The sequence below is a fragment of the Taklimakanibacter deserti genome, assembly GCA_003574785.1.
The window spans coordinates 83260-108284 of record QORU01000020.1 but is presented as its reverse complement, the minus strand read 5'-3'; the positions used below and the strand labels follow the sequence as shown (position 1 = coordinate 108284).

The following is a 25025-nucleotide window of genomic DNA, read 5'->3' as shown; positions in this document are numbered from 1 at the left end:
CCGATCACGCGCCAGATAAAAGACTCACGCCTTTCGCGCCTCGATGACGCTGACGGTCGATTGCGTGGGCACCACGCGCGTCAGCTTGAAGCCCGCTTTGGCGAGAAGTGCCGCATATTCATCCGCCGTCCGCTCCTCGCCGCCCGGCAGCGCCAGCATCACCATGTCCAGGATCTTGCCGAAATGCGGCTCGTCCTTGCCGGGCAGCACCATCTCGACGAGGAGAAGGCGCGCCTCGGGCTTCATGGCCTTGTGCAGGTTTGCGAGAATCGTCAGGCACTGCGCCTCGCTCCAGTCATGGATGACATGCGAGAGGATATAGGCATCGCCGCCTTGCGGGACCGACTTGAAGAAGTCATGCGCCTCGATGGCGACGCGATCGGCGACGCCCTTGGCCTCGAGCAAGGCCGGCGCGTCCTTCACCACATGCGGCAGGTCGGCCAATATGCCGCGTGGGCCCTTGTGGCGCATCAGGATCTCGGCCAGCAGGTTGCCGCTGGCACCGCCGACATCGATGAGGGTTCCGAGCTGTGAGAAATCGTAGGCCTCGGCGACAGCCAGCGGCTCGCTGCCATGGATGCCGATCATCGTCTCGCTGAAGAGCGAGGCGGCCTCCGGATGCTGGCCCAGATAATCGAACACCGGCATGCCGTTGATCTTCTCGAAGGCCGTCTTGCCGGTGCGCACGCTGTAGGGGAGCTCTTCCATGGCATGCGCGAACCACGGGCTGCACAAGGTGAGGACGGAGGCGCGCGCCGAACCGGGTGCGCCCGTCTTCAGCGCCGCACCGAGCGGCGTCAAGGCGAAGCGCCCGCCCTCCGTCTCGGTGAGGAGGCCGAGGCTCGCGAGGCTGCGCATCAGCCGGTGCAAAGCGCGAGGATTGCACTCCGCCGTGCCGGCGATCTCCTGGGCACTCTTCGGGCCTTCCGCCAGCCTGTCGGCGAGGCCGAGCGTCGCTGCAGCATGGACGATGCACGACACCCAATAGCCGGATGCCATCTGCACCAGTTGCGCCGCGGGCGGAAGCGCCTCGCCTTCAGGCTTCGTTCGATCGGGCATGCCGTCCCTCCTCAAAAACCCGTGTCACTCAATTAAACCTGTCTCACCCGTGGGGTGCAGTCCAAAGCAAAGAACAGCGAATATCAGGGATTTTCAGGGAATATCAGGGAACTTTTCGAAAAAATTGCCGGCCTGAGCAATATCAAGGGCTTAGAAAAACGAGCAGGGAATTATCGATCCGCGAGCAGGGATTTCCAGCTTTGCCCGAGGCTCAGTCCCGCATGCTGAGATTTCCCAACTCGCACGCTTTGGCCCACAAAGGCAAGCCCCGGCGGGGAACAAAAGGCGCGGGCGCTCTTTTTGCTTAGTCGAGCGGCGAAGAAGCCAAGGAGACGACGATGAGCGAGCTGCAATATCCGAATGAAAGCAAGGCCTATCGCGCGGCGCGGGACGAGTTGCTGAAGGAGGAGCAGGCGCTGGTCGACAAGGTGAAAGCCGTGGCCGCGAAACGCCGCACGCTGCCGCAGGGCGGCGAGCTGAAGCAAGACTATGTCTTCCAATGGGCCAATGACGGGAAGGTCGGCGAAAGCGTGAGATTCTCCGAGTTGTTCGCCGACAAGGACACGCTGCTGCTTTATTCCTTCATGTTCGGTCCCAATTGGGACAAGCCCTGTCCTTCCTGCACCTCGCTGGTCGACGGCTTCGACCGCAGCTGGTATTCGGTGACGCGCAGCGCCGCTTTTGCCGCCATCGCCAAGGCGCCGCCTCAGAAGATCAATGACTGGGCGAGGACGCGCGGCTGGTCGCAGATCGCACTTCTCTCCGGCTATGCCTCTCCCTTCCAGGCCGATTACAAATGCCAGCGCCAATCCGACGACATGCAATTGCCGATGCTGCATGTCTTCACGCGGGAAACGGACAAGATCTTTCATTTCTGGGCCAGCGAGCTGCCGTCGAACCATGTCGACACGGTGTGGCCCTACTGGAATTTGCTGGACTTCACGCCCGAGGGCCGCCCGGACTTCGATACCCCGCCGCAGAATTTCCGCTCCAGGTTCCTGGAAGAGCATTACCTGGAGGGGGAATAGGCATCTTGTAATCCGGCGCGCGCACACCATATTGGGTTCGTCGAAGTTTTCCCCACCTTAGTTGGGCCGGCGCCTTTGAGCGCAGAAATCACCGATTTCGGAACATCGATCATAACGGGTCCCAGATCCGTGTCAGCAGCGTAGACCGCGGATGTACCGGCTGCGCTGCCGACTGTTATTGAAAGAACCTTAGAGAGAGCTGCTATGTCTTCTTCAATCAGTGTGCTGAGAGCCAAGGCGACCCATGATGCCGCGATGAGCATCATCGAGATGGAGGCGCGTGCGCGCGCCGCCAAGACCGAGCATCTCCGGCAGTTGCGGCTTGCGGCCGAGGCGGAGGCCGGCACGGTCGACCGTGTAGCGCTGCCGCGCTCGAAGACGCCGCTTTCCGCTCCCCCATCGGGCGACGCCCGCGGCCGGCGCGTGCGGTCGAAGCGGGCCGGCTGACGAGCGGGCTTCAGGCCGGATTGATCACTTCGAGGCCGTTCGAGCGGTGCTTTTCCAGATGCTCGTTCTTGACCCTGAGCGCCTCGCCTTCATTGATATTCCAGGCGACTAGGCTTTGCGTGAATCCCTCATAGGCGCGTGACTTCAGCCAGGCGACGAGGGCTTCATGCTCGGCAGGCGTCATCTCGCGCGGCTTCTTGCCCGCCAGGACGAAAAGGTCGGTCAGCGCATTTCCCTTCCAGTGATGCATGAAGACTTTGTTTTCAGCCACGATCTGCCCGACCGCCATGTCGCCCCAGACGCCGGCGTCTTTTTGCGCCTGCTCATGCGCCAGGCGTTTTTGCCTGAGCACGTTCTGGGCGGCGGCGCGCGGTGATTTGCTCGTTTCTGTCGATTTGAAGAAGTTCATTGATTTCCTTTTTTGGCGATTGAGGTGAATTTGTCGGTCCATCCGGACTGTTCCGGATGGTCCATCTCGCTTTGCGGCGGGGCGGCCTCGGCGAGCTCATGCTCCTTGGCGATCCTGTCGAAACGCTCATCCGCGGCCCTGATGCGATACTGGAAGCACGCGCCGTCGAACGGCATGATCTGCACGACTTCGCAGGCGATGGATTTGCCGCGCGTGATCACGCTTTGCAGGAGGCGCACATTCTGGCCGACGGCGAAGCGATGAGTGGCCATGAGGACCAAGTTTCCTTGTTCAAGGCGCCCGGATCCCGCAAGGGTTCGGCGCAATCGGCAGTGACGCAATGCTCAAGACGGGACCGGCGCTCTTCTCGCATTGCCGGGCGGCGACAGCAGGATTCCCTCGGGCCTTTGGCTGACTGCAGATGAAGGGAGGCCTGACGATGGCTCCTATCGCACGGATCGTCCGATTGTCCTAATCCGTTGTTGTGAGCCGGCGCTGGCATCCTCGAGAAGAAGCGGCGTTGGGGTCACCGATATGTAATCATGCGGAAACCCGATTTACCTTGCTTGTCCTGCCGCCGGGTGCGAAGGTGTTTTCATCGTCAGCGGGTCTGATTGCAACCTAGGCACTGACGGCTGAGAGATGCGTGCGCTCCCGCCTAATAGTAGGAAGGAGCCGCCCATGCGAAACTCTTTCGATCCCCAGGAAATGGCGTTGCTGGTCGAGGTGGTCGATCAAGCCTGCCTCCGGCTGGGCAATTCGGACGATTCAACCAGAGCCGTCATCGCGGCCCGCATCCTTGGCCATGTGGACGAAGGAAAGCGCGACTTTGCGACCTTGCTATCCCTTGCGCTCTACGGCGCGCCCCGGAGGACGGAACCCCATGCGGCATAGGAAATCTTCACCCGGCAACGACAATGCCATGGTGCGCCGTCTCACGTCGCTGTCGATGCCGGCGCGGGCGCGCGCGCTTGCCGCGCAATGCGGCTCGGAACATGTGGCGGAGCTGCTGGAACTGCATGCCAGGCTTTGCGAACGGAATATGGAAGCGTCAACCAGGAAGGGACGCGAGGCCGGTGTCAGGCTTGTCGAAACGGCTTGACCCGGCACGGGAAGCGCTTGCGGTCTCTCCCTGAATGACAGAGAGAGACTGCCTCGTCGAAGGCTGCACGGCCCCTGCGCCCTTCGGCTATCGGCCGAGCGACGATGTGCCCGTCAAATGGGCGTGCGGCGAGCATCAGCATTTGCTGGTGAAGAAAGCGCCGGTCTCGGACTCGCGGTGGCTGCGCGAGATCCCATCGCGCCCGAGCCGTCGTCCATGACGGGAAATCAGGCCGGATCGAAATGCAGCGGCTTCGCGGAAGAAGGATTTGGAGCTTGGGCCCGGAGCGGAAAGGGCCTATGCTCGGATCATCGTCGGCACGTGCTTGATGCAACCGGGCGCTGACGGCAGAGAGAGACCTGTGCTCCCGCCTCAAGCGTGGAGCACGATATGTCTTACAGCTCATTCACCCTCATTGAAGAGGCCTATCGTCAGCGTCACGCGGCCGAGGTCTTTCTGGCAAGACGGCTCGCCGGCATGCAGCGGTGCATCGAGACCTCGCGCAAGCTGGAGCAAGAATCGCGCGAGCTGATCGCGCGGTCGCGCCGGCTCCTCGCCGAGACCTCGACCATGGTGAACGGCCATGGGCCGATGCGCGATTCCGGCGCGGTCTCACCCGATGCGCGCAAGGCGCCGGCAGTACCTGCAAAGAAGGTGGCGCCCGCGCTCTAGCGGCCAGCGACCAGCTCCCCGATCTTCCCGGCGAAACGCCGCCACACCGTGCCGTTCTCGATCTCCTCGATCGACCATTGCGAATGGGCGAGGCGGTCGAGCCAGGGTTTTCTGTCGTAGAGCGTCGGCTCCAAAACATCTGAGATCCCGTGATCGCTGACCGGCCAGGCGAGGCTCGCGGGTGAAAGCGCGATGACGGGCACGCCGGAGATGAGGGAATCGATCGCGGCACTCGATGAATAGGTGACGGTCGCCCAGGCAGCGCTGAGGCTGCTGCGCAAAGGCGTGCCGGGCTTCATGTCCCAGCGCACCGATTTGTCGGGCTTCAGGCGGCGTTTCAGGCTGCGCAATGCTGCCGGCGGCGAGAGCGGGTGCGGGCGGATGAGGATCGGGCGCCTGGTGATGAGGCGCAGATCGATGACCGTGCTTTCGAGCCATTTGACCACATCGAGGCCGCGCAAGGAGGCATCGCCCGGCACCTGGCCGATGAGCAATATATGCTCACCTGTCGCACGCCAGGGTTTGACCGTGAGGCCGAGCTCGGCGGCGAGCCGGTCCCAGCGGAGCGGATCGGTCGGCTCGTTGCAGAACTGGCCGGTGTCGTGGAACGAGCCGCCGATGGAGATGCGGAAATGGCCAAAGCTTTCCGCCGGCGCCTTGGCCAGGAAGTGGGGAAGCCCGCCTTTCAGCAGGCCGCCTGCCGCAGCGGCGATCGCCGGCACCTTGCGGCCGAAGAGCGGGGTTTCGACGATGAGCACCGGGCCCTTGTGCTCGTTGAGGATCTTCTGGCGGATCTGCCGCCGCCGTCCTTCGCCGATGCCGGGCGCGCCATAGAGGATGGCGACGTCGCACGGGCTGTAGGTCTTGTCCTCCACCCAATCGACCTGATGGGGTGTGTGGGCCAGGGCCGTGGCGAAAGCGCGCAAGGTCTCGAGCCTGAGCCCGACCTTGGCCGTCTCCGGATAGATCGCGATACGCAAGGCTGAAGCCTCTGGCCGCGCCGGGCCTGAGGCGCGGGTCGGCACGTTGGTGGTCATGTCCATGGCTCTGCCGAGAGAGCCAGCAAAGCGGAAGGACGGCCAGTGAGATTATCTAAGCGGTCGTGACAGGAAAATTCCTCCATCAGTTTCCCTTCTCCCGCAAAGCGGGAGAAGGGGACGCTTGAGACAGCAGCCGAAGCAGGAAGCTTAGGAGGGCTCGGTCCTGCGAAGCGCCCTGGCGCGAAGCAGGATCAGGGTCCGATCCGCACCACGGCCGACATGGCGATGACGCCTGAGACGAGGGTCGCGGCGATGAGGGCGGCGAGCAGCCAGAGGAAGAACGGCCGGTCGACGCCGTTGGCCGCTTCCGGTTCCGTCCGTCGGCTGACGAACGCGACACTGGCGGAGGGGGTTCCCGACAGAAGGACGGCACCGGTCGTGGCATAGGGCGCATCGCTGGCGCCGGTTTTGGCTTTGTTTCGCATCCGCTCCTCCGCGCTTGCCGGAACCAACCGGCGGGGTGAGCCGCCGGTTCCTTCAATGAATGTTACGACAAGTAACCGGCGTGCCCTGTGAGTTTGCCCACAGACCGCCAAGATAGGACGAGATAGTGGTTGCGCAGGCGAAAGCGAGGAGGCCCTCATGCCCGTCATCAACATGGCGACCACGGCCTGGAAGCAATCGGGCGGCCAGATCCACACGGCCGACATCAATTTCGCGCCGCGCTCGACCTTCGTCATCGCCTCGCTCACGGGCACGATCGGCGAGGGCACGCAATTCGCCGGCATCGTCTCGGTGCGCTCGCGCCCTCAGATCGACGGGCAGGAAGTGACGGAGACTTTCGGCGGTTGGGAGCAATGGCGCTCTTCGGTGTTCCGCCAGCGCATGTCCTCGGTGACGGTCGGCGTCGCGACCGGCAAGGACCAGGCCGCGAAAGCGGTTTTCACCCGTTACGAGTTCTGATGATGAAGGAGGCCCCCATGCTGCCGATCCATGACGAGAGCGCCGAGCGCCTGGTCCACCGCGCCCGCGCCGTGGTCTATGACGGGAAGTCGGGCCGCATCGTGCATGTGCACGAGATCCGCACCCTCGATGGCGCGCCGCGTCCGGCCGAAGGTGCCGCCGCCCTACGCGCGCTCGAGCTGGCGCGGACGCTGAACGCCCGTGCGCAGGGCGTCGTCGTTTCCCGCCTACTCGCGGTCGAGACCGAGGCCGAGGACGACATCGATGCCGAGACTCATTGCGTCGACGTCGAGACGAAGCGGCTGAAGCAGATCACCAGGCGGACGGGCAAAGGCAAGACGTCGCGCCAATAGGAGAGGCGCCCAAGAAAGTTCCGGCAGGGGAACATCCATGCCGTGCAATTTTCACGTGACATCGGCGAGAAACTTGCTATCAAGCGCCGCCGCCCGCGAACTCGAGCGCTGCGGCGCGAGGCCGGGGAACTCCTAGAACCGTGATATCGGCGGCCAGTTTGACGAGCGGGGACCGCTCGCATCTCGAAGATGTTTCGGAAAGGCAACGGCTGGATATCGCTTCATGGACAATAATCGTCTCGCTGCGCTGGTTCTAATCCTGACCGCCTTCTTGGGATGCGCAGGCCTCGCTGAGGCCCGCGATTCATCTCTCTGCGCGCAAAAGGATCCAACGGGGCTGGCGGCAGGCGCTAAGCCCGAGCCTTGCCCCGAAGCCAAGGGCGAGCCCGCAACCGCCTCGGCGGCGCAGCCGGTGCTGCGCCACGACGCGGCCGCGACGACGCCGGTCATCGCCGGGCCGATCACCCATGCCCGGCATTTCGTCTATCGCCTGCTGCGCCCCGAGGCGCCCTCGACCGAGACGATCGTCCTGTTGCATGGCTCGGGCGGCGACGAGGCGAGCCTGTTCAAGCTCGCTTTGCGCGTGGCGCCCGACGCGACGCTCTTGGGCGTGCGCGGCCGCATCGTGCAGAAGGGCATCAAGCGCTGGTATGCGCGCATCACGCCGACCGAGTTCGACCAGGCCGACATCCGCAAGGAGGCGAAGGCCTTCGTCGATTTTCTCAAAAGTCGGATGGCGGCGGAAAAGCTCGATCTCGAGCACACCGTCTTCATCGGCTATTCCAACGGCGCCAATCTGATCGCGGCGGTGAGCCTGCTCTATCCCGGCCTCATCGAACGCGCCGTGCTGCTGCGCGCCATGCCGGTCCTGACCAAAGCGCCCGAGACCGATTTGCGTAGGGTTCGTTTCCTCACCGTCTCCGGCGAGAAGGACAGGATCTATGCGCCCTTCGCTCCGGTGCTCGAAGCCCTGCTGCGCAACCGGGGTGCGACCGTCGATGCGCGCCAGGTGGCGGCCGGGCATTTGCTCGGCGATGAGGACGTCAAGGTGGTGAGCGACTGGCTCTCCGCCGCCGACATGATGGCGGGTGACACGAAGCAGTAGCCCCACCTATTTCGGCGCGGCGGCTGCGGTTTCGCCGGGCGGCAGGATCCGGAACGTGAAGCTCGTGACCTTCTCGCCCGGTTTGAACGGACCGGGGACCTTGTTCACGACCGGCGGCAGGCTTTGCAGATAGGCCGTGATCGCCATCGCGTCGTCCTTGGTCAGATGGGCAAAAGCATGCCAGGGCATGATCGGCGCCAGGACGCGGCCGTCCGGTCTCATCCCGCTCTGGATCGCGGCGGTGATCTGCTCCGGCGTCCAGCTGCCGATGCCGGTCTTCCTGTCGGGCGTGATGTTGGGGCCGACGAAGACGCCGAGGCCCGGAATCTCGAAGCCGACATCCGATCCGCCGAGGAACCGCTCCGTATCGGGCTTGCCGAAGAAATAGCCGGGCGTGTGGCAGTCGTTGCAGCCGGTGACCGTGACGAGATATTCGCCGCGCTTGGCGGGCGTGTCGGCAATGGCGAGGGATGGGATGAGCACTGATGCAGTCAAGAAGGCGATGCGAATGGCAGACCCGAACATGGCTTCCTCCTTCGCTGATTCTTGATTTGTCCCCGGATGCCGCGCGCATCCTCACATGTTTCAGGATTTCGCCGTCTGACGAACGTCAATGCGGCGCGGGCCGGAAAGGTTCCTGCCTGGGTAGCGTTCACCCCCATCGCGGCACGACGAGACGGAGCGGAACTCTCGGGCATGAATGCCGATTATCGTTTTAGGTGAAATTCATCATGGACTCCCGCTCAGGCACCTCCTGGAAGACGCGCGCGACCGGCGCTCGTCCGTCATGGCCTGGCCTGCTCGGGCCCCATGCCTGGTGGGCGCTTCTCAAGGACGCAGGCTCTGGCTGGCTCGCCCATGGCATGTCGACGCAAGGGGCAGCGCTTGCCTTCTATTCGCTCTTCGCACTGGGCCCCGTGATGCTGATCTCGATCTCGATCGCCGGTCTGGTCTTCGGCGCGGAGGCGGTGCGCGGGCAGGTGAGCGTGCAGCTCGCGAGCCTCGTGGGCGAGCAGGGCGCCAGGGTCATCGAGAGCCTGCTCGCAGGCGCAGGGCGGCCGCGCGAGGGCCTCCTCACCGGCCTGGTGGGCGTTGCCGCCATGCTCATCGCCGCCGTGACCGTCGTCGTCCAGCTCAAGGACGCGCTCAATCTCGTCTGGAGCGCCGAGGCGAAGCCCGCTTCGGGCGTACTGGGCTTCATCCGCAAATATGCCGTCTCGCTCGCGGGCGTGCTCGCCATGGGCTTTCTGCTGCTGGTGTCGCTCCTGATTACGGCGCTTCTGTCGGCCATGGGCGAAGCGCTGTCGGGCTATTTCCCCGAGGCGCTCTTCCAGCTGGTGAGCCTTTGCGTGTCGCTTCTCGTCACCACGCTGCTCTTCGCCATGATGTTCAGGTTCCTGCCTGACATCGACGTCCTGTGGCGCGATGTACTGCCCGGCGCCTTCATCACCGCGCTCCTGTTCGAGCTGGGGAAATTCCTGATCGGCGTCTATATCGGCAAGCAGGGCCTCGAATCGACCTATGGCGCCGCCGCCTCGCTCGTCGTCGTCCTGATCTGGGTCTATTATTCGGCGCAGCTCGTCCTCTTCGGCGCCGAGATCACCCGCGCCTATGCCGAGCGGCGAAGCGCAAGCTGAGGCCGGGTCAGCTGCCCGACCTTGCTGCGCCGAAACGAAGCCTCGGCTTCGCTTATCCTACATTCACCGTCACCCGCAGATAGGTCGCAGCGATCGACGTCTCGCTTTTGGCCGGGCTCGTATTCTGGCTCTCGAAGAGCTTGTCCAATTCCTTCTTGAGCTCAACCGAACGGCCGGATTGCTCGGCCGCCTCGAAGGCGTTCATCGTCGGGCCGTAATAGGTCTTGAAGTCATCGACGAAGGCCGAAGGGGGACGCGAATTCTTGAACCGGAACGTATCGCGCACGCAGGACACGTTCTCCTTTTTGACGCCGGCCTGGACGAAGCGCTCCACCACATTGGTTTCGACGCCCCACAGCATCGGGCTGACGAAGCCCTCGGGCGGCGGCGGCGTATAGGCGCCGCTGATCTTCAGGATCTGCGCGACGAGGGTCGGGTCGTTGGGGATCCAGTTGCCCATGACGATTTTTCCCCCCGGTTTGGTCACGCGCACCATCTCCTTCGCGACATCGAAGGGCTTCGGCGCGAACATGGCGCCGAAGATGCTGACCACGAGATCGAAGCTCTTGTCCTTGAGGGGCTTCAGGTCGGTGGCATCGCCTTCCTCGAATTTGAGATTCGCAAGGCCCATCTCGCGCGCCCGCTTGTTGCCGGCCTCGACGAGGTTGCGCGCGATATCGACGCCCAGCACGTCGGCGCCGCGCTTCGCTTCCGGCACCGCCGTGGTCCCGTCGCCGCAGCCGAGATCGAGCACCTTCATGCCTTTCTTGATGCCGAGCTTCTCGACCAGCTCATCGCCGCTCTCGCGCATGCTCGCGGCGATGCGCGTGAAATCACCTTTCTCCCAAAGCGCCTTGTTCGGATTCATGGGGATTGCTCCATCCAGATTTTGCGATGGGCGCGCATATTCGAAATGGGTTGAGGAAGCAAGCGAAAACAGGCTTTGAAGAGCGATTTTAAGACGTATACGGAGCTTCTTGCGCAATAGACCGCACAGTATTTCCCTTATGGCCGAATGCGCTTGCTCGTCCTGACAACGGAGGCGAGACTGCGTATCGCCGCGCGTCGCGAGCCTCGATGCCGAAGGTGAAGACCGCCTTCTCCTCGCCCAGCCAGATGATCTCGCGACGGGAATTCGCCCCGGCTCAGCGGTGCTTCAGCCCGAACCAGTCTCCGACCAGATAGGGTCCAAGGCCCCAGATTAGCGCCCATAGCGCACCGCCCAGCGCATTGGCTGCAAGGAAGCGCGGCCAAGCCATGCTCATCGAACCCGCGACAATGCCGTTGAGTTGCCTGAGCACGACCACGAAGCGGGCACCGACCACGATCAGCGGGCCGTGGCGCTTGAAAAGCTCTTCGATATGAGCCAGGCGCTTCGGCGTGAGCTTGACGAGCCAGCCGTATTTGAGAAGCAAGGGGCGGCTGCCGAACCGGCCGATGGCGTAGCCGGTGCTGTCGCCAAGCACTGCAGCGGCCCAGACGACCGCGACCAAGGCCCACACGGAGAACTCGCCGTTGGCGGCAAGCAGTGACGAGACCACCAGTGCGCTTTCGCCCGGAACCGGTGCGCCGAGCGCTTCCAGATAGACGATGACAAACAGCGCCGGCAGGCCGAAGTGCCGGATGTAGGGCTCGAGCACGTGGCCTGCGTCGTGCAGAAAGCTCAGGAAATCGCCGACGATCGCTCCGCCCTCCGTGCGCCGCAGCACCGCGCATGTTCCACCGACTGATGATCGCTCAGCCCTGGAACCACACCGTCACGGTCCGCGTTCCGCGACCGTCCACCCCAACTCTCTCAGCTTCCGTCGCGCCTTCTTCGTCACTTGTCCGGTGATGCGCAGCTCGCCGGTTGGGCGTCTCTCGAGTTTACGCATATCTTCAGTCGCGGTCGCGAAAGTGCGGCTCACCTCTTCGGTCAGAACAAGCCGATCGAAGGGCATCACCGCCAAGATACGGCCATCCTCGAGTTGATTGAGCGGCATACCTCCTAGAGATATGAAACGCACGATCCCTCCAGTCGATCTCTGATATTGGGCAATAAGCTCGGCACGCTTCACCAGGAAGAGAGCGGCATCGCGGCGTTTCGCCTGCCCGGCGCGATCGATATAGAGGCTGCGGTTCTCCACCCCCTTGAGGCTGCGGAGCGCGGCGACCAACGCCACCTTGTCGGTCGGCGTGTACAATGGGTTGTTGAGAAACCGGCTGGCGGCAGCCTTGCCCACGCCCATTTCCGTGAGCCTCGCGCGGTTGAGATCGCGAAGCTGGGCCGGCGTCTGGTCAAGGACAAGCACGCGAACACCTTCGACAGAGCTAGTCGACGAGAGCGCTGTTCCCGCGGGGCCGCCGATGGCGGTAAATGCGGCTTGGGGAAGGAGCCCGCCTGCCGCCGTTGCGGCTGCCAGCTGATCGAGCCGGGTCGCCAAAGGCTTGAAGTCGGTATAGGGATCGACGCCCAGTTCATTGGCGATCTGGCGCTTGGCTGAGCTGGCCCCGAGCGCGCCCTCGATTAGGCCGTCGGAGTCGTCGCTGCCGGCATTCCTCAGTCCCGATCCCAGGCGATCGAAAAATGCCCCGACCCCGCTCACTGTCTGTTTCACCGTTTTAACCGGATTCTTCACCGTTTCGACGGCGAGCCGCGCCGGCGCAATAGCGGATGTTGCGAGCGCCTTCACAAAGGCCTTCGACTTGCTCATTCTTTCGATAGCCACTATCGCCCTGAGCTCGTCGAGCCTTCGGACGAGCAGAGCGCGGCCTTGGATGGTGAAGCGGCCGTATTTAGTGACGAGCGTGAAAATCTCCACATATCCATCGCTTTGCACGGCCTCGTCGACATAGTAGTTCGGGCCCCCGACTTTGTCGCCCAGGATCGCCCTGGCGCTCACTGTCGGCAGCGTTTCAAATTCGGCAGCTTGACCTGTAGGCGTCGCAAGAAGCAGGAGCAGATACGCTGCAGCGGCTGTGACTCCCATCAGCCGCCCCTGTCGTGCAAGTATCATCCTTAATGCTCCTGCTCAGATGCGATTCTAAGCGTCCATCATCGATCTTAAGGTCTGCTTAAATGTCGGGCGGCAGCTCAGACCTGGAGCAACCCCACGCCAACATTGAGTAAGGCAAAATGCCCAGCAAAATATCTTGTAAGCTATCGAAACAATAATGGCGCACCCGACAGGATTCGAACCTGTGACCTCTGCCTTCGGAGGGCAGCACTCTATCCAGCTGAGCTACGGGTGCTTCCGCAAAGTGAGACCATATAGCCGAAGCTTGAGGCGCGCCGCAACCGAGGCTTGGCTCGGCGCGCCCTCATCGGTTGAGACGCATCGGAATTTCCGTATAACCAATTGTATAGGCTCGACAAAATGGACCGCGAGCGATTGGTCGGGGACTGGCTTTACCCAGCGGTAAGGGGTGGTGTAGCCTGAAACCGACGACGACCCCAACCAACAACCGGGACCCCAACATGCCACACATCTCCCGCCGCGCGGTGATTGCGCTGCTCGGCGTCGCTCTCTGCCCTGCTTCCGCGGTGCGCGGCCAGCTGGTCGACAAGGACCCCTATGCGCTGAAGCCCGGCGAATACACCTGGCATCCCGAGCGCACCGGCGCCGGGCCGCTTGCCATCATCGTCTCGCTGCCGGAGCAGCTGGTCTTCGTCTATCGCAACGGCATCCGGGTCGCGAGCTCGACCTGCTCCACCGGCCGTCCCGGCCATACGACGCCGACCGGCATCTTCACCATCCTTGAGAAGGATAAGGATCATCATTCGGGCACCTATGACAATGCGCCGATGCCCAATATGAACCGCCTGACCTGGAAGGGGATCGCGCTTCATGCCGGCAACCTGCCGGGCTATCCCGCAAGCCATGGCTGCGTGCGGCTGCCGCTCGACTTCTCCGCTCTGCTCTTCAGCATCACCCATGTCGGCACGCCGGTGATCATCGCCAATGCGGCGACGCAGCCCGCCGAGGTGACGCATCCCGGCATGACGCTCAGCGCCTATGCCGAGCACGAATTCGATGCGGTCTCCGGCCATGTGAAGAAGAACACGCCGAGCCCGGTGCAGCATGCGTCTACGGGGCCGACTCCCGTGCCGCTCGCCGCCATCATCAGCTCGGCCGACAAAAAGGGCTATCTGTTCGAGAACGGCGCCGAGGTCGCGGAAGGCACTGTCGTCATCGACAATCCCGGAACGCCGCTCGGCTCGCACATGTTCACATTGGCGCGCCCCGATGACGGCTCGAAGGGGCTGGTCTGGCATGCCTATGGCTATCATCACGATGAGGGCGGCACGGCGCCTGAGCCCAATATCGATGTGATCAAGCGCATCCGCGCCGCACCCGCCTTCATCACCGCGATGCAGTCAAGAATGCATCCCGGCATGGTCCTGGTGCTGACCGACAAGCCGGCCTCCTCGGTGACGCGGAGCGCCAATGGCTTCGTCGTCATGAGCAATGCGGCGGCGAGCTAGCCCTTCGAGGGCCGCTACGCGGCCACCTCAGGGTGAGGAGTTATGTGCCGCTTGCCGGCCGGTTCGCCACAGGCCTCTGGCTCCACAGCTTCAGGAAGAAAACGACGGCGCCCAGCGGAACGACGATGTGCCAGCCGGGTTGCGGCTGGAACCAGCTGCCATCCGCCCATCCGAAATCGATGAAGTTGAAGCGATAGATGCCGTTCGCGGGCTCCACCTCGATGCCGGGCGTCACGAAGAGGATGACCAGCATCCACAGCCATTTCCGGTTCAATCCCCGGACGAGCACGCAGGTGACGGCGGCCACCAGCAGAACGGCCACGGTTATCCAGGCCGCGGCCAGATTCGCGATGCCGGCTGATCCGCCGGCGCCGGCCATGGACGTGAAGGGAGATGCCCCGTCCTTACCCTTGACCGCAAAGTCGACCCTGAAGGCAGTGACCTTCATGGTTTCCGGCTGGCCGGCAAAGCTTGCCGTCACCAGCACCCAGCGCGTCGGGTAGTCGAGCTGGGCGGAAGCGCCCGAGGTCCGGCCGGATGTGTTGTCCGTGTTCACCCACCAGTTCAGGAATTCGGTCGATTTCGGTGACTCATCCGGCAATATCTCGGCCGATTGCTCGAGGGCCTTCACCACATCGGGCCGGTTGCTGGCCTGAGGATCGATCAGCATATTGAGCCCTGAAAGATCGCCCGCCTGCAGCTTGTCGATGAAGCTTTGCAGAAGCTTGCCCTCCGCCGTCGCCTGGATCTGGGTTCCGGTCGACGGCATGCCGCAGCCGGAGAGCAGAAGCAGGATCAGGAGCGTTGCGCCTCTCAGGATCGAGCAGAACACGCTTTCTCCTGATGGCAGATCACTCACGCGCTACCGCCCCGTCTTCACCTTGCTCAGTGTCTCGAAGGTGAACTCCATCATCGTGGGCGCGAGGACGGTCAGGAGCTGGACCATATGGCCCAAAGGATCACGCCGGTAGCATTTGTCGTGGAACTCCCAGGCCAGCTGCTTGAGCGCCGATTCGATCTGCGCCTTGTCGCTGGTCGACATGGCCCTGAGGGCCGAGCGGGTCAGCGAGGCGTAGAGCGGGCCTTGCTTCGTCAACAGTGCCGCGAGGTCGTTGGGGGCAAGGCTGACCAGCGCCGATGTCGTATGCAGGATCTCGCCCCGCTCGATGAGATAGGAGGGCTTGCTCAGCGATATCTTGCCGACCAGATCCTGGATGGACGAGATATAGACGCCGATCTGGATCTTGGACGGCCGGAAGCCGAAGCTCTTGAACATGGTGTCGTCGAGCTTGTGCACCCAGGGCTCGGTCATCACGCTCAGGACCGGGCTGTACTCGCCGGTGGGCGATGCGCGCTGCGGGAAATAGCTTTCGAGCAGATAGAGCGCCGCCTTCTCGAGCTTGCTCACCTTGTTGCCGAGCCCCAGCATGCCGCCCGACGCCGCGGCGATGATCGAGCCGAAGGTCAGCACGTCCTCGCGGAACTCGTTATATTCCTCGGGCGAGAGGTGCTTGTGGAGGATGGCGCGCGTCTGCGTCAGATAGGCATCGTTGAGCTTCTGCTTCTTCTTGTCGCCCCGGGGCTCGGCGCCGAAATAGATCAGGGATTTGAAGAGCGGGCTGCCGAAGGTGTCGCGGCAGATCGGAACGCGCAGCATGTTGTCGAACGCCGCCTCTTCCTTGCGGTCGATCTTCGCATCGGCGCCGGCGACGAGCGCGAAGATGAGATGCGGCAGGAGCTGCAGATGCGCATAGGCCTCGGCCGGAAGCGCGGCCTTGGCCATGGCGGCTTCGTTCGTTTCCTTGTTGTCGGCGACGATGACCTTCTTCAAGGGATAGGCCGAGACCTTCTTCTTGAGAGCGGCTTCCTGATCGGGCGGCAGAGCCGGAACGGTCCCGGTCTCGGCGATCTCGGCGCCGATCCGGGCCAGCGTGTCGGCCGAGTAATTATTGTCGGAGAAGGCCAGCGAATAGATGAGCTCGCGATCCGATACGGGACCGAAATCGCAAGCGGGGCATTTGGTGAAGCTGCCCTCTTTCTGCGTGCCACAGTTGATGCAGATCGCGACGGTCATGGTTCCGGACCTGGTTGCCTCGACGGGTCTGGCGAAGTGACGTAGGGGCCCAGCATACTTTGGGACCGGCCGCGATGACCAGCCCCCTTTTCCTCATCCCTTGGGTGAGCCCGCGCGCGGCCTATTTGGCGCCCGCTGCCGGCACGGCGAAGGTGCCGCTCTCGGTGCCGATATTGAGCGCGAGGATGCGGGCCGGAACGGTGCCGCGGTTGCTCGCCTGATGCGGCCAGTCGATCGCCTCGAGCAGGGCGTCGCCGGCGCGATAGACCCTTACCCCTTTCGAGCCATAGTCGATGGTGAGCTCGCCTTCGAGCATATAGCCGAAGACCGGCGTCTCATGGCTGTGCCAGGCATTCTGACCGCCGGGCGGGACGGTGAGGATGATGGTGCGAAGCATGGGCGTGCCGGCGGGATAGGCGATGGTCTGCCCGATGATGGTCTGGTTGCTGGTGAAGATGCTGTCGGTCTGCGAGGCTGTCGCGTCATAGGCGCGCAGCGGCGCCGGCGCCAGGCTCAGAACGGCGGCGACACAAGCGAGCGCCAGCAGAAATCCCGCGGCAAAGCTTGAACCACGCCCACCGGCGATGGGCCGCCATCGCTTCGCCGTCGCCTCGCTCTCCATCTCAGTCACAGTCTTTTCACCCACAGCCAGCCTCCTCGCCAGGTTTGTGCCAAGCCGCCCTGTCCGCAGGCAGCGTTCAATAGGGGTAGTAGTAATATTCCGGTATGGGGCCGGTGGGGGTCAGGAGCTTCTCCAGCTTCCTGAACGCCTTCCTGATCGCGCCGGGAGGGTGGCCGCTTTCCAGATCCCGCTTGATCTCGACGATGGCTTCATTGGCGGTGTCGAGCCGCTGGGCCAGGAGCGCGGTCACGTACAGCAAGGCCGCCTTGTTCTCGCTCAGGAGCGTGGACGCGTCGGCGGCATGGAATTCGGAGCGCTCCATAGCGCGCACATCGGCGGTATGGGGCTTGCCTAGGATGACGGCGAGCTCGCCGAAGACGGCGCCGGGCTCGGAAACGACGGCGATCTGCTGGCCGTCGCGCAGGACCTCGACCTGACCCGTCTTGAGGATGAACAATCGCCCGCTCGTCGACCCGGCATCGAGCACGGTTTCGCCGGGCACATAAACCGCTATCGGTAGCGAGGCGATGCTTTCCTTGAACGCGTCACGGTCCGGAATGAATGGCATGGGTTGGTCCTCTCGATCTCGCGCCTTGTCGCATCAGCGCTGGCAATACCAGCAATGAAAATAGCCCACATAGTAAATGCCGATCTGGGCCCCGGAACTGTCCTTCATCGGTTCATAGCCGGTGATATAGGGGCGGCCCAGAATGGGCACCTGGCCGTAGAAGGCCTTGCCGGCCTTGATCGCCTCGAGCGCCGGTCCCTCGAGCAGGGTGCCCTGCGCCCGGCTGCCGTCGGGCTGGGGCACGCTGGTCGAGACGCGGATATAGTCATCGCCGCTCTTCACGAAGAGCGTCGCCGTCATCCCGCTGCCGTCTTCGCGTCCCACCGCATCGACGATGTCGAAATTATTGTTGATCCTGGTCGTGCCGAAATAGAGGGCCGGCGCCTCCGTGCCGCCGACGGCTTCCGTCCCTTCGAGCCGGGGCGGTCCCAGGCTGGCGGTCATCGCCTTGAGGCTTTCCATGGATTTGGCGATCCGCTCGTCTTCCTGGGCCCGCGCTATACCGGGCATCAGTGTCGATGCGGCGACGATGATGAGGGCGATGAGGATGCCGGTTTTCATGGGCGCGGGCTCCTATGGACGGACCGCGGTTTCCCGCGGCGGAGCGTGGCCCGCCTCGCGCGGGGCCTTGTCCGGGGCCATGGGCGCCGGCGCCCCCTCATAGAGTTCGAGGCGCCGGTCGATCACGAAGCGGAACCAGATGCCGCACAGAAGGCTCGTCACCAGCGCCGTGATGATCAGCGTGACGAAGAAGATCTGGTTGATGATGCCGATGCTGTAAGCGAGGCTCGCCAGCACGATGCCGGGGCCGCCGCGTGTCGTCATGGCGACGCTGAAATTCCACGCGGCCATGCCGGAATGGCCGGCGAGCCGCATAGCGGGCCACACCGTCAGGACGACGACCGCGCTCGAAAACACGAGATATTCGAGGGTCAGGAGAAGATCGAGGTTGCCGGCGAAGTTGATCTGCAGCCCCACCATGGCGAAGTAGACGGGAACGAAGAACGACATCGAGAAGGTCCTGATCGTCTCTCGCGCTTCCTGGAATTCGGGCTGGGTGAGGGAGCCGAACAGCATCCCGGCGATCAGCGCGCCGAACACCGCGCCAACATCGATATAGGAGGCAAGGGCGGCGAGCGCCAGGCACACGATGATGAGATAGCCCACCGGATAGACATGCGAGAATCTCGGTGCCAGGCGGATGATGAGGTCGATGAGCCAGGGCCCCGCCACCAGGAAGAAGGCGATAAAAACGAGGCATATGACGGCGGCGAGGATGAGCTCGCCGACATGGACGTCGCCCCGGCTCTGCACCGTCGTCGCCACCGCGATCGCGGTCCACAGCACGATGTCGTGCAGCGTCGCCGTCGCCACCACGACCTTGGCGAACTTGGTCTGGATGAGCCGGAGATCGGAAAAGATCTTCGAGATGACCGGGATCGAGGTCACCGTGACGGACACGGCGAAAACGATCTTGAATGCCAGGATGTTGGCGGTGTGCTGCATGTAGTGCTCGACCGGGATGAAGGAGACCGCCCACCAGCCGAGCGCGAAGGGGATGGTGCTGGTGATGATCACCAGGAGGCTGATGTCGCGGCGCTCATCGGCCGGGAACCGGCGCTGGATGTGGAAGCCCGAGGTGAACATCAGCATGCACAGGCCGAGCCAGTAGAAGGCGTTGAGCAGCACCTTGTGGCCGACGAATTCATCGAACAGGAAGAGATCGTAGGCGCCCCAGGAGAGCGCCCCCAGCACCGAGGGGCCGAGGAAGATCCCGGCACTGATCTCGCCGATGACGCGCGGCAGCTTGAGCCGCTCGAACCAGTGGCCGAAGAAATGCGCCGCGACGACCAGGATCACCAGCGAGAGAAGAAACCGGGTCAGCGAGTCCGTATCCATCACTGTGGTCCTTTCGCGTCGCGGATGCGCGGATAGACGCTCTCGCGCGAGGTCTCGAGATCGCGCAGATTGTCGTTGTCGCTCCAGGCGCGCCCGTTGGTGAAGACGGCGCGGACCTCGACGCCCCGTGCCGCGAGCTGCTCGAAAGCCTCGGTGAGATAGGCCGTCATGTTGCCGGCCCGGATCAGCCCGTCGATCTCCGCCCAGAGCAGCCCCGCGCCCTTGCGCGTCAGCTTGGCCAGGCCGATGAACTCGCCATGCGCCTCGCCGAGCGGCAGATCCTTCGAGGCGCGCATGACGCGGTCCTTGGCGAGGACGACCTTCTCGTCCTCTTCATCGAATTTCGTGCGGTGATCGACGGCGAGCACCACGTCGCCCTCCGCCGCCAGGAGGTCGCTCAGGATCGCCGGATCGAAGATGACGTCGCTCGCGAGGATCACCAGGTTCGACTCGCTCTTCTTCGTCAGCCAGAGCCCGGTCGCGATGTTCGTCGTCTGGTACCACGGGTTGAAGGCGAAGGTGCCGCCAAAACCCTCGGCGCGCAGATAATGCTCGATCTGGCGGTGATGGTGCCCGGTGACCACGCAGATGGCGCGCGACGGGATCCCGGTGGCTTTCAGATTCTCGATCTGGTGCCCGATGATCGTCGTGCCGCCGACATCGAGCATGCATTTGTGCTTGTTCGCCGTGAGCGCGCCGAAACCTTTGGACGGTCCGGCCGCGAGGATGACCGCCTCGTGCTCGCCCGCCAGGCGCCCCTCGACCGCCTGGGCGACGCTCTTCATCGTGGCGATGCAATCGAACGGATAGTCGCCGACCGCGGTCTCCTCGGAGAGCATGAGGATCGAGGCGCCGTCGAGCACCGCATTGGCGACATCGGAGACCTCGGCCATGAAGGGCAGCGGTTTTGCCATCATCGAGGTCAGGAACTGCGAGGCGATGACGACGGGAACCCCCAGCACCTCGGCCCGCCTGAGCACCAGCTTTTGCGTCAGAGGCACGTTCTCCCGGCCGATGTCGGCTTCGAGGTCGCCGCGGTCGAGCATGACGAGGTCGGATTCCTTGAGGATCTGGTCGAGATGCTCCAGGGCCTCGCTGGTCTCGATCTTGGCCAGCGTCCTGATGCCGGTGCCGACGAGCTCGGCCCGGATGCGCCGCACATGCTCGACCTTGCGGACGAAGGAGAGGCCGACATAGTCGATCCGGGTCTCGATGGCGATGTTGAGGAGCGCGATGTCGCGCTCGAAATCGAAGGGGATGTTGGCGTGGATGCCGCGGACATTGACACCCTTGCGGTTGCCGAGCCTGCCGCCGACGATGACTTGCGTCTTGACCTCCTCGCCCTCGACGCCGAGAACCTGAAGGCGGATGGTGCCGTCGGCCGCCGAGATCATGTCGCCCTGCTTCAGGCTCTTATAGAGCGGGCGGTAGGTGAGGTTTTCGGGCTTAAGGACGAATTCCTGTCCGGCAGCAAGCGCCAAGGGCTCGCCGATATTGTCGGTGCGGATCTTGTTTCCCGGAAGATCGAGGAGGATCTCGACGCCCTTCGGCAAGTCGCGCTTGAGCCCGAGGATCATCGCCTTGACGTCGTCGAGCGAGCCATGCGCGCCGTTGACGCGCGCTATGTTCATGCCGGCCGCGTGGAGGCGCGCAAGAGAGTCCTGATCGCCAGTCTTCGGACCGATCGTGCAGATGAAACGAGTCTTAACGGTGCCGCTCCCTGTCCCCGAGCCACCGAGCCTGCCATAGCGTCACTCACCTGACAAGGCTCGCATCCGGCGCTTCAACAGCCGCGTTGCGCCTGCGCTGTCTTGTGGAGTTCCCGTCAGACCACGCATCCGCCCAAACCCTCAAGGCCGTCGCACGCGATCGCCGAGCAACTTCGCCATCGTCTTGTGGACGATCGACTCCGCCGGGCTGAGCGTGCTCTTGCAGGCGAATTGAGCGCGGACGATCTCGTCATAGGTGAAATCGTCCTGGCCCTGCCGGCGCAACAGTATTTCCGTATAGCGCGCGGCGCGGTCGATCAGCTTGCCGTTGGAGGGATAGACCCAGGTCATCAGATTGCCCTCGAAGCGGCCGAGCCGGCCCATGACCAGCGTCGAATGCATGTTCAGGAGGAGCTTCAGCGTCAGATGATCGAGAAGCGAGCCGCCGAAATCCGGCACGGCGAAACGCTCCTCGACGCCCATGAAACGCAGGCGCAGGTGTTTTTCGGCGGTATCGATCTCGAACACCTGAAGCGGGCCCGGAAGACCTTGGCGAATCTCCAGCGCCTTGCGGCCGAAATCGAAGCTGAGGAGATAGTCCTTCGTCGTCTTGGGATGGATCTCGGGCCATTCGAGCGGCTTGGGCTCGCGCGCCAGAAGATGGCGCCAGCTTTCCTTGGCCGTCGCCGCTGCGGGGATGGTCAGATAGGTCAAGGAATGGCGGCCGGTCGGATAGTGCGGATTGTCGAAAGGCGCCAGGTTGAAGGTCGGCGCCCGCTCGGTCGTGTCGGTGATGACCGTGATGGCATACTCGTCGCTCGCATAGATCGTGTGTCCGCCGCCCTGATAGGCGTTGGCCTCATGGACGATGAAAGCCTCGAGAGGCGTCACATCCTGGCGGCTCAGATAATCGATCCACCGCACCAGCGCCGCGAAGGCCCCGTCCACGTCGCGGCCGAAATCCAGAGCGAGGCCGATCACCAGCATCAGCACGCTCGAGGCCTGCATGCGGGTGCTGCCGGTCAAGGCCATCGGGCCGGTGTCGAGACAGAAGGATGAGATGCGCGGATCGGCGAGCACGCGGCGCGAGCGCTCCACCTTCGCCATGAGAAGCGGCCGCGGATTGCAGCACAGGAACTGCGGCGCGCGCCGCGACATCTCCGCCGCTTTCTCGACGGCGCCGATCACATAGGGCGTCTCGCCGCCTTCCGTCGCGCCGATCACGAGGTCGTTCGGACCGAAGCCGAGCTCGAGCAGATGGCGCGCGCCATAGTCGGGGAAGTCCTCGAAGCCCTCCAGCGAATGGACGAGCGCCACATCGCCGCCCGCCATCAGCGATGAGACTTGCGCCGATCCCGGAAATTTCCGCCGCCACAGATGATCGAGCGACAGCGAAAGCCGGCCGGTGGCGCCGCAGCCGACGAGGAAGATCCGGTCACCGCTTTCAAGCGTCGCGGCCACGGACGCGAAGAAAGCGCCGAGCTCGGCGCGCAAGTCCAGGATGCGATTGAGGGCGTCGAGGTCCACCTCGCGCAAAACCTTGAGGCCGCGCGCGAGATCGCCTTTCGCCCAATCGGAAAGCTGTGCCGTTTTGGGATGCGGCGCCTCGGTCGGCAGGTCGCCGAGCCGGAATATTTTCTTTTGCGCCAGAAACTCGTTCGCCGTGTTCATGAGAATCATCCCGGCAGTTTAGTTCTCTCGTCTGACGCTACGCACAAGTTAATATTCGGTCAGGAAAATCGTCTTCCCGGAGAAGAAACTGGATCAACTCACTGCCTTAGAGTAAGCTTACGCCATTCAGGGTCGTTGATGAAGAACAAGCCACCAACCTCACCCGCAATTGCAGCCTCTCGTCGCTGGTTGCTGGGCGGGATCGGGGCGCTGATGCCGATCGTGATTGCCGCCCTCAGCGCCGATTTTACCACCTTCTTCGAAAATCCGAAAACCAGCGTCGTCATGGGCTGGGGCATTCGCAGCATCCTGCTGTTCATCATCGGCGGCTTCGTCGTCTATCTGCACCGCAATCTTCAGGATGACTGGCAATGTTTCGTGACGGGCATTGCTGCCCCCGCCTTGATCACGACGGCTTTTGCCGGCAAGGCCGGAATATACGACCCGCTGCAACGGGTCGACCCCGCCGCGCCCACCGACGCAAGCCTGCTCGTGCCGGATGCGCCGCGGTCTCCCTGGTTTGACCGGGCAGCCCGGACTTTCGAGCTGGCATCGAACCCCGTGCACGATCAGTGGCTGAAAAAGCTCGCGGCATCCGTCGAGATCAGAAACGCCCGCGATCTCGAAGAGACGTTCTTCCAGGGTTTCATCCGGGGCTTCTTCGGCAGCAATCCGCTCGTCGCGTTCGTGGTTCTGGACGGGCAGGTCAAGGAGGATGACGCGAGGCTCGTTGCCGCTTCGATCAAGCTTCTCAACCGATGCGCGGAGAAAGGCGGCGTGCGCGATGCGAACCTGAAGAAGCTTGCCGAGAAGTCGGCCGCGTTCGCGCAAACGGACACGGTGGTGATCTCGAAGCGCGGCAGAGAGGGTCCCTTTGTTCCCCTCATCATGTTTGCAGATCCGGTCACCGCTTCCAAATACGCTGACATCCTCGCCGACGTCCTGACGTCGAAAGAGCTGATCGTCGCGCGCCGGTCGCAGGTTGCCGATGAGGTCCGCCGCAAATTCGAGGTCTGGTCCGGCCGGAGAGTGGATGCGAGGACCGTCACCAATCAGATCGGGGAGCTTGTCATGCCGACATGCGCGCCAAGCGCATGACGAGCGGCCCTGCGCGGTGTGAGCGCGAGCCCAAGCGGAATGACTACTTCCTGCGCGAGCTCCTCTTCGTCACGAAGGAGCGCGGCTCCCGGATGTTCGGCGGGTCCCAAGGCTTCGTGACGGTGCATCCCTCATTCCCGCTGCGCCTGCCCGACGAGCAGGGATACCGGAACTTCGTTGCGAATCTCCGCCAGGCGGCATCGCTTTCCTGAACTGTCCCGGCGCTGTGGAAAACTCGCGCTTGAAAGCGCGATTGAAAGCGGCTTCCGACTCGTAGCCGACATGCATCGCGATCTGGAGCACCGGCTGCCGGGTCGTTTGCAGAAGCCGCGCGGCAAGCTGCAATCGCCAGCGCGCCAGATAGGCGAGCGGCGACTCGTCCAGATAGAGTTGAAAGCGCTGGGCGAGCACCGATCGCGACGCTCCCGCCTCCTGGGCGAGGCCGGCAAGCGTCCAGTGCTGGAAGGGTCGCGCATGCATGAGGGCGAGGGCGCCGCCGACCACCGCGTCCCTGGCGCCCGCGAGCCACCCGGTCTGCTCCGCCGGCAGCTGCTCCATGTAGCGCCGCAATGTCTCGATGAACAAAGCTTCCGCCATCTTGGACAGAAGAACGGATTGCCCCGGCCGGCCCGATCCCGATTCGGACACCAGATGGCGCACCGAGTGCTCCAGCCACTCGCCCGCCGCATCGCCGCGAATGCTGACCTTGATCATCAGCGGCAGGCCGGCGAGGAACAGCCTGTCGGCATGCTTCTCGCAGCCGAAATAGCCGCAGACGAAGCGCGTCATCTCGCCGCCGCCACCGAGCCGCATGGTCTTGAGATCGCCGGCCAGGAACTTGTCGAGCGTGCTGCCGCTGTCGATGAATGTGGAGGGCGATCCGTTCGAGACCGTATGCGCATCGCCATGCGGGATGATCAGGACATCGCCGGCCGCGACCGGTATCGCCGCATCGGGGAACCCGACGATGGCGTTGCCCTCGGTCACCAGGTGGTAGCTGACCAGCCTTTCGGTTCCGGGCGCCAGCACATGCGCGACGTCCTTGACATGGGGCACGCGGAAGCCCCACGGCGCCGTGCATTCGGCGTGATAGAAGATGGCGCCGGTCATGCGGACAGACCGCAATGCCTCGGATAGCGCATCCATTCGCTTCCGCCTCTCCTC

30 protein-coding genes and 1 tRNA gene are annotated in these 25025 nt (G+C 63.5%); 12 read left to right on the top strand and 19 right to left on the bottom strand.

Going from position 1 to position 25025, the window contains the following annotated elements; all coding sequences use genetic code 11:
• Positions 1-24: 24 nt before the first annotated feature.
• On the bottom strand, positions 25-1059 hold the full coding sequence (locus tag DS839_RS31850; RefSeq protein ID WP_119274576.1) for a methyltransferase: 1035 nt from the start codon (positions 1057-1059) through the stop codon (positions 25-27).
• 338 nt (positions 1060-1397) lie between these two features.
• Here DS839_RS31850 and DS839_RS31845 point away from each other — a divergent pair, with 338 nt between their 5' ends.
• Together DS839_RS31845 and DS839_RS31840 are read left to right on the top strand one after the other, a co-directional pair.
• Positions 1398-2087: a DUF899 family protein gene (locus DS839_RS31845; RefSeq protein WP_119274575.1), complete on the top strand. Its 690-nt coding sequence runs from the start codon at positions 1398-1400 to the stop codon at positions 2085-2087.
• A 204-nt stretch (positions 2088-2291) separates the two neighbouring features.
• Positions 2292-2534, top strand: a complete 243-nt coding sequence (locus DS839_RS31840) for a hypothetical protein (RefSeq protein ID WP_119274574.1) — start codon at positions 2292-2294, stop codon at positions 2532-2534.
• A 10-nt stretch (positions 2535-2544) separates the two neighbouring features.
• Here DS839_RS31840 and DS839_RS31835 read toward each other — a convergent pair whose 3' ends face one another.
• Both DS839_RS31835 and DS839_RS31830 read right to left on the bottom strand, forming a co-directional pair.
• The gene (locus tag DS839_RS31835) at positions 2545-2943 is read right to left on the bottom strand and encodes a hypothetical protein (RefSeq protein ID WP_119274573.1); all 399 of its coding nucleotides are present in this window, start codon (positions 2941-2943) and stop codon (positions 2545-2547) included.
• Positions 2940-3215 carry a hypothetical protein gene (locus tag DS839_RS31830; RefSeq protein ID WP_119274572.1) on the bottom strand — a complete coding sequence of 92 codons (276 nt, stop codon included), beginning with the start codon at positions 3213-3215 and terminating at the stop codon, positions 2940-2942. Before DS839_RS31830 ends, DS839_RS31835 begins: the two co-directional genes overlap by 4 nt.
• 409 nt (positions 3216-3624) lie before the next feature.
• Here DS839_RS31830 and DS839_RS31825 point away from each other — a divergent pair, with 409 nt between their 5' ends.
• The 4 genes from DS839_RS31825 to DS839_RS31810 all read left to right on the top strand — a co-directional run bounded on the left by DS839_RS31825 (position 3625) and on the right by DS839_RS31810 (position 4717).
• Positions 3625-3837: a hypothetical protein gene (locus DS839_RS31825; protein WP_119274571.1), complete on the top strand. Its 213-nt coding sequence runs from the start codon at positions 3625-3627 to the stop codon at positions 3835-3837.
• The gene (locus tag DS839_RS31820; protein ID WP_119274570.1) at positions 3827-4045 is read left to right on the top strand and encodes a hypothetical protein; all 219 of its coding nucleotides are present in this window, start codon (positions 3827-3829) and stop codon (positions 4043-4045) included. Before DS839_RS31825 ends, DS839_RS31820 begins: the two co-directional genes overlap by 11 nt.
• Positions 4046-4079: 34 nt before the next feature.
• Positions 4080-4265: a hypothetical protein gene (locus DS839_RS31815; protein WP_119274569.1), complete on the top strand. Its 186-nt coding sequence runs from the start codon at positions 4080-4082 to the stop codon at positions 4263-4265.
• A gap of 170 nt (positions 4266-4435) precedes the next feature.
• Positions 4436-4717, top strand: coding sequence for a hypothetical protein (locus DS839_RS31810; protein ID WP_119274568.1), 282 nt, complete (start codon positions 4436-4438; stop codon positions 4715-4717).
• Here DS839_RS31810 and DS839_RS31805 read toward each other — a convergent pair.
• Positions 4714-5754, bottom strand: coding sequence for a hypothetical protein (locus DS839_RS31805; protein WP_162918941.1), 1041 nt, complete (start codon positions 5752-5754; stop codon positions 4714-4716). The two genes, DS839_RS31810 and DS839_RS31805, sit on opposite strands and share 4 nt — an antisense overlap.
• Before the next feature lie 194 nt (positions 5755-5948).
• Positions 5949-6182: a hypothetical protein gene (locus DS839_RS31800; protein ID WP_119274566.1), complete on the bottom strand. Its 234-nt coding sequence runs from the start codon at positions 6180-6182 to the stop codon at positions 5949-5951.
• A gap of 157 nt (positions 6183-6339) precedes the next feature.
• Here DS839_RS31800 and DS839_RS31795 point away from each other — a divergent pair, with 157 nt between their 5' ends.
• From DS839_RS31795 to DS839_RS31785, 3 genes are all read left to right on the top strand, one after another.
• A complete protein-coding gene (locus DS839_RS31795; RefSeq protein ID WP_119274565.1) occupies positions 6340-6660 on the top strand; it encodes a hypothetical protein in 321 nt (106 codons plus the stop codon).
• A 17-nt stretch (positions 6661-6677) separates the two neighbouring features.
• Positions 6678-7013 (top strand): hypothetical protein, encoded by a 336-nt coding sequence (locus tag DS839_RS31790; RefSeq protein ID WP_162918940.1) that lies wholly within the window; start codon positions 6678-6680, stop codon positions 7011-7013.
• Between the two features lie 223 nt (positions 7014-7236).
• Positions 7237-8118, top strand: a complete 882-nt coding sequence (locus DS839_RS31785; RefSeq protein ID WP_119274563.1) for an alpha/beta hydrolase — start codon at positions 7237-7239, stop codon at positions 8116-8118.
• A 6-nt stretch (positions 8119-8124) separates the two neighbouring features.
• Here the strand turns inward: DS839_RS31785 and DS839_RS31780 are convergent, their stop codons facing one another.
• On the bottom strand, positions 8125-8643 hold the full coding sequence (locus tag DS839_RS31780) for a c-type cytochrome (RefSeq protein ID WP_119274562.1): 519 nt from the start codon (positions 8641-8643) through the stop codon (positions 8125-8127).
• A 206-nt stretch (positions 8644-8849) separates the two neighbouring features.
• On the opposite strand from DS839_RS31780, the gene DS839_RS31775 reads away from it, so the two are divergent.
• Positions 8850-9755: a YihY/virulence factor BrkB family protein gene (locus tag DS839_RS31775; RefSeq protein WP_119274561.1), complete on the top strand. Its 906-nt coding sequence runs from the start codon at positions 8850-8852 to the stop codon at positions 9753-9755.
• Positions 9756-9807: 52 nt separating this feature from the next.
• On the opposite strand, the gene DS839_RS31770 is transcribed toward DS839_RS31775, so the two are convergent.
• The 4 genes from DS839_RS31770 to DS839_RS31755 all read right to left on the bottom strand — a co-directional run bounded on the left by DS839_RS31770 (position 9808) and on the right by DS839_RS31755 (position 12986).
• A complete protein-coding gene (locus DS839_RS31770) occupies positions 9808-10623 on the bottom strand; it encodes a class I SAM-dependent methyltransferase (RefSeq protein WP_119274560.1) in 816 nt (271 codons plus the stop codon).
• Between the two features lie 277 nt (positions 10624-10900).
• Entirely contained in the window at positions 10901-11422 is a 522-nt protein-coding gene (locus DS839_RS31765) for a DedA family protein (RefSeq protein ID WP_368912036.1), read from the bottom strand.
• A gap of 90 nt (positions 11423-11512) precedes the next feature.
• Entirely contained in the window at positions 11513-12637 is a 1125-nt protein-coding gene (locus DS839_RS31760) for a hypothetical protein (protein ID WP_162918939.1), read from the bottom strand.
• A gap of 272 nt (positions 12638-12909) precedes the next feature.
• Positions 12910-12986, bottom strand: a tRNA-Arg gene (locus DS839_RS31755).
• A gap of 226 nt (positions 12987-13212) precedes the next feature.
• Between DS839_RS31755 and DS839_RS31750 the strand changes: the two genes are divergently transcribed.
• Positions 13213-14220 carry a L,D-transpeptidase gene (locus DS839_RS31750; protein ID WP_119274558.1) on the top strand — a complete coding sequence of 336 codons (1008 nt, stop codon included), beginning with the start codon at positions 13213-13215 and terminating at the stop codon, positions 14218-14220.
• A 40-nt stretch (positions 14221-14260) separates the two neighbouring features.
• On the opposite strand, the gene DS839_RS31745 is transcribed toward DS839_RS31750, so the two are convergent.
• The 8 genes from DS839_RS31745 to DS839_RS31710 all read right to left on the bottom strand — a co-directional run bounded on the left by DS839_RS31745 (position 14261) and on the right by DS839_RS31710 (position 22763).
• Positions 14261-15079, bottom strand: a complete 819-nt coding sequence (locus tag DS839_RS31745) for a hypothetical protein (RefSeq protein ID WP_162918938.1) — start codon at positions 15077-15079, stop codon at positions 14261-14263.
• Between the two features lie 3 nt (positions 15080-15082).
• Positions 15083-16294, bottom strand: coding sequence for a hypothetical protein (locus DS839_RS31740; RefSeq protein WP_119274556.1), 1212 nt, complete (start codon positions 16292-16294; stop codon positions 15083-15085).
• Between the two features lie 121 nt (positions 16295-16415).
• Complete coding sequence (locus DS839_RS31735) at positions 16416-16940, bottom strand: cupin domain-containing protein (protein WP_162918937.1); 525 nt, start codon at positions 16938-16940, stop codon at positions 16416-16418.
• A 52-nt stretch (positions 16941-16992) separates the two neighbouring features.
• Positions 16993-17484, bottom strand: coding sequence for a Crp/Fnr family transcriptional regulator (locus DS839_RS31730; RefSeq protein WP_119274554.1), 492 nt, complete (start codon positions 17482-17484; stop codon positions 16993-16995).
• A gap of 33 nt (positions 17485-17517) precedes the next feature.
• Positions 17518-18045 carry a Cache 3/Cache 2 fusion domain-containing protein gene (locus tag DS839_RS31725; RefSeq protein ID WP_119274553.1) on the bottom strand — a complete coding sequence of 176 codons (528 nt, stop codon included), beginning with the start codon at positions 18043-18045 and terminating at the stop codon, positions 17518-17520.
• 12 nt (positions 18046-18057) lie between these two features.
• Positions 18058-19383 carry a cation:proton antiporter gene (locus DS839_RS31720; RefSeq protein WP_119274552.1) on the bottom strand — a complete coding sequence of 442 codons (1326 nt, stop codon included), beginning with the start codon at positions 19381-19383 and terminating at the stop codon, positions 18058-18060.
• Positions 19383-21077, bottom strand: coding sequence for a pyruvate kinase (locus tag DS839_RS31715; protein ID WP_368912035.1), 1695 nt, complete (start codon positions 21075-21077; stop codon positions 19383-19385). Before DS839_RS31715 ends, DS839_RS31720 begins: the two co-directional genes overlap by 1 nt.
• Positions 21078-21233: 156 nt before the next feature.
• On the bottom strand, positions 21234-22763 hold the full coding sequence (locus tag DS839_RS31710; RefSeq protein WP_162918936.1) for an N-acetylmuramic acid 6-phosphate etherase family protein: 1530 nt from the start codon (positions 22761-22763) through the stop codon (positions 21234-21236).
• 138 nt (positions 22764-22901) lie between these two features.
• Here DS839_RS31710 and DS839_RS31705 point away from each other — a divergent pair, with 138 nt between their 5' ends.
• Positions 22902-23861, top strand: a complete 960-nt coding sequence (locus DS839_RS31705; protein WP_162918935.1) for a hypothetical protein — start codon at positions 22902-22904, stop codon at positions 23859-23861.
• 69 nt (positions 23862-23930) lie between these two features.
• On the opposite strand, the gene DS839_RS31700 is transcribed toward DS839_RS31705, so the two are convergent.
• A complete protein-coding gene (locus tag DS839_RS31700; protein WP_119274548.1) occupies positions 23931-25007 on the bottom strand; it encodes an AraC family transcriptional regulator in 1077 nt (358 codons plus the stop codon).
• Positions 25008-25025 lie beyond the last annotated feature (18 nt).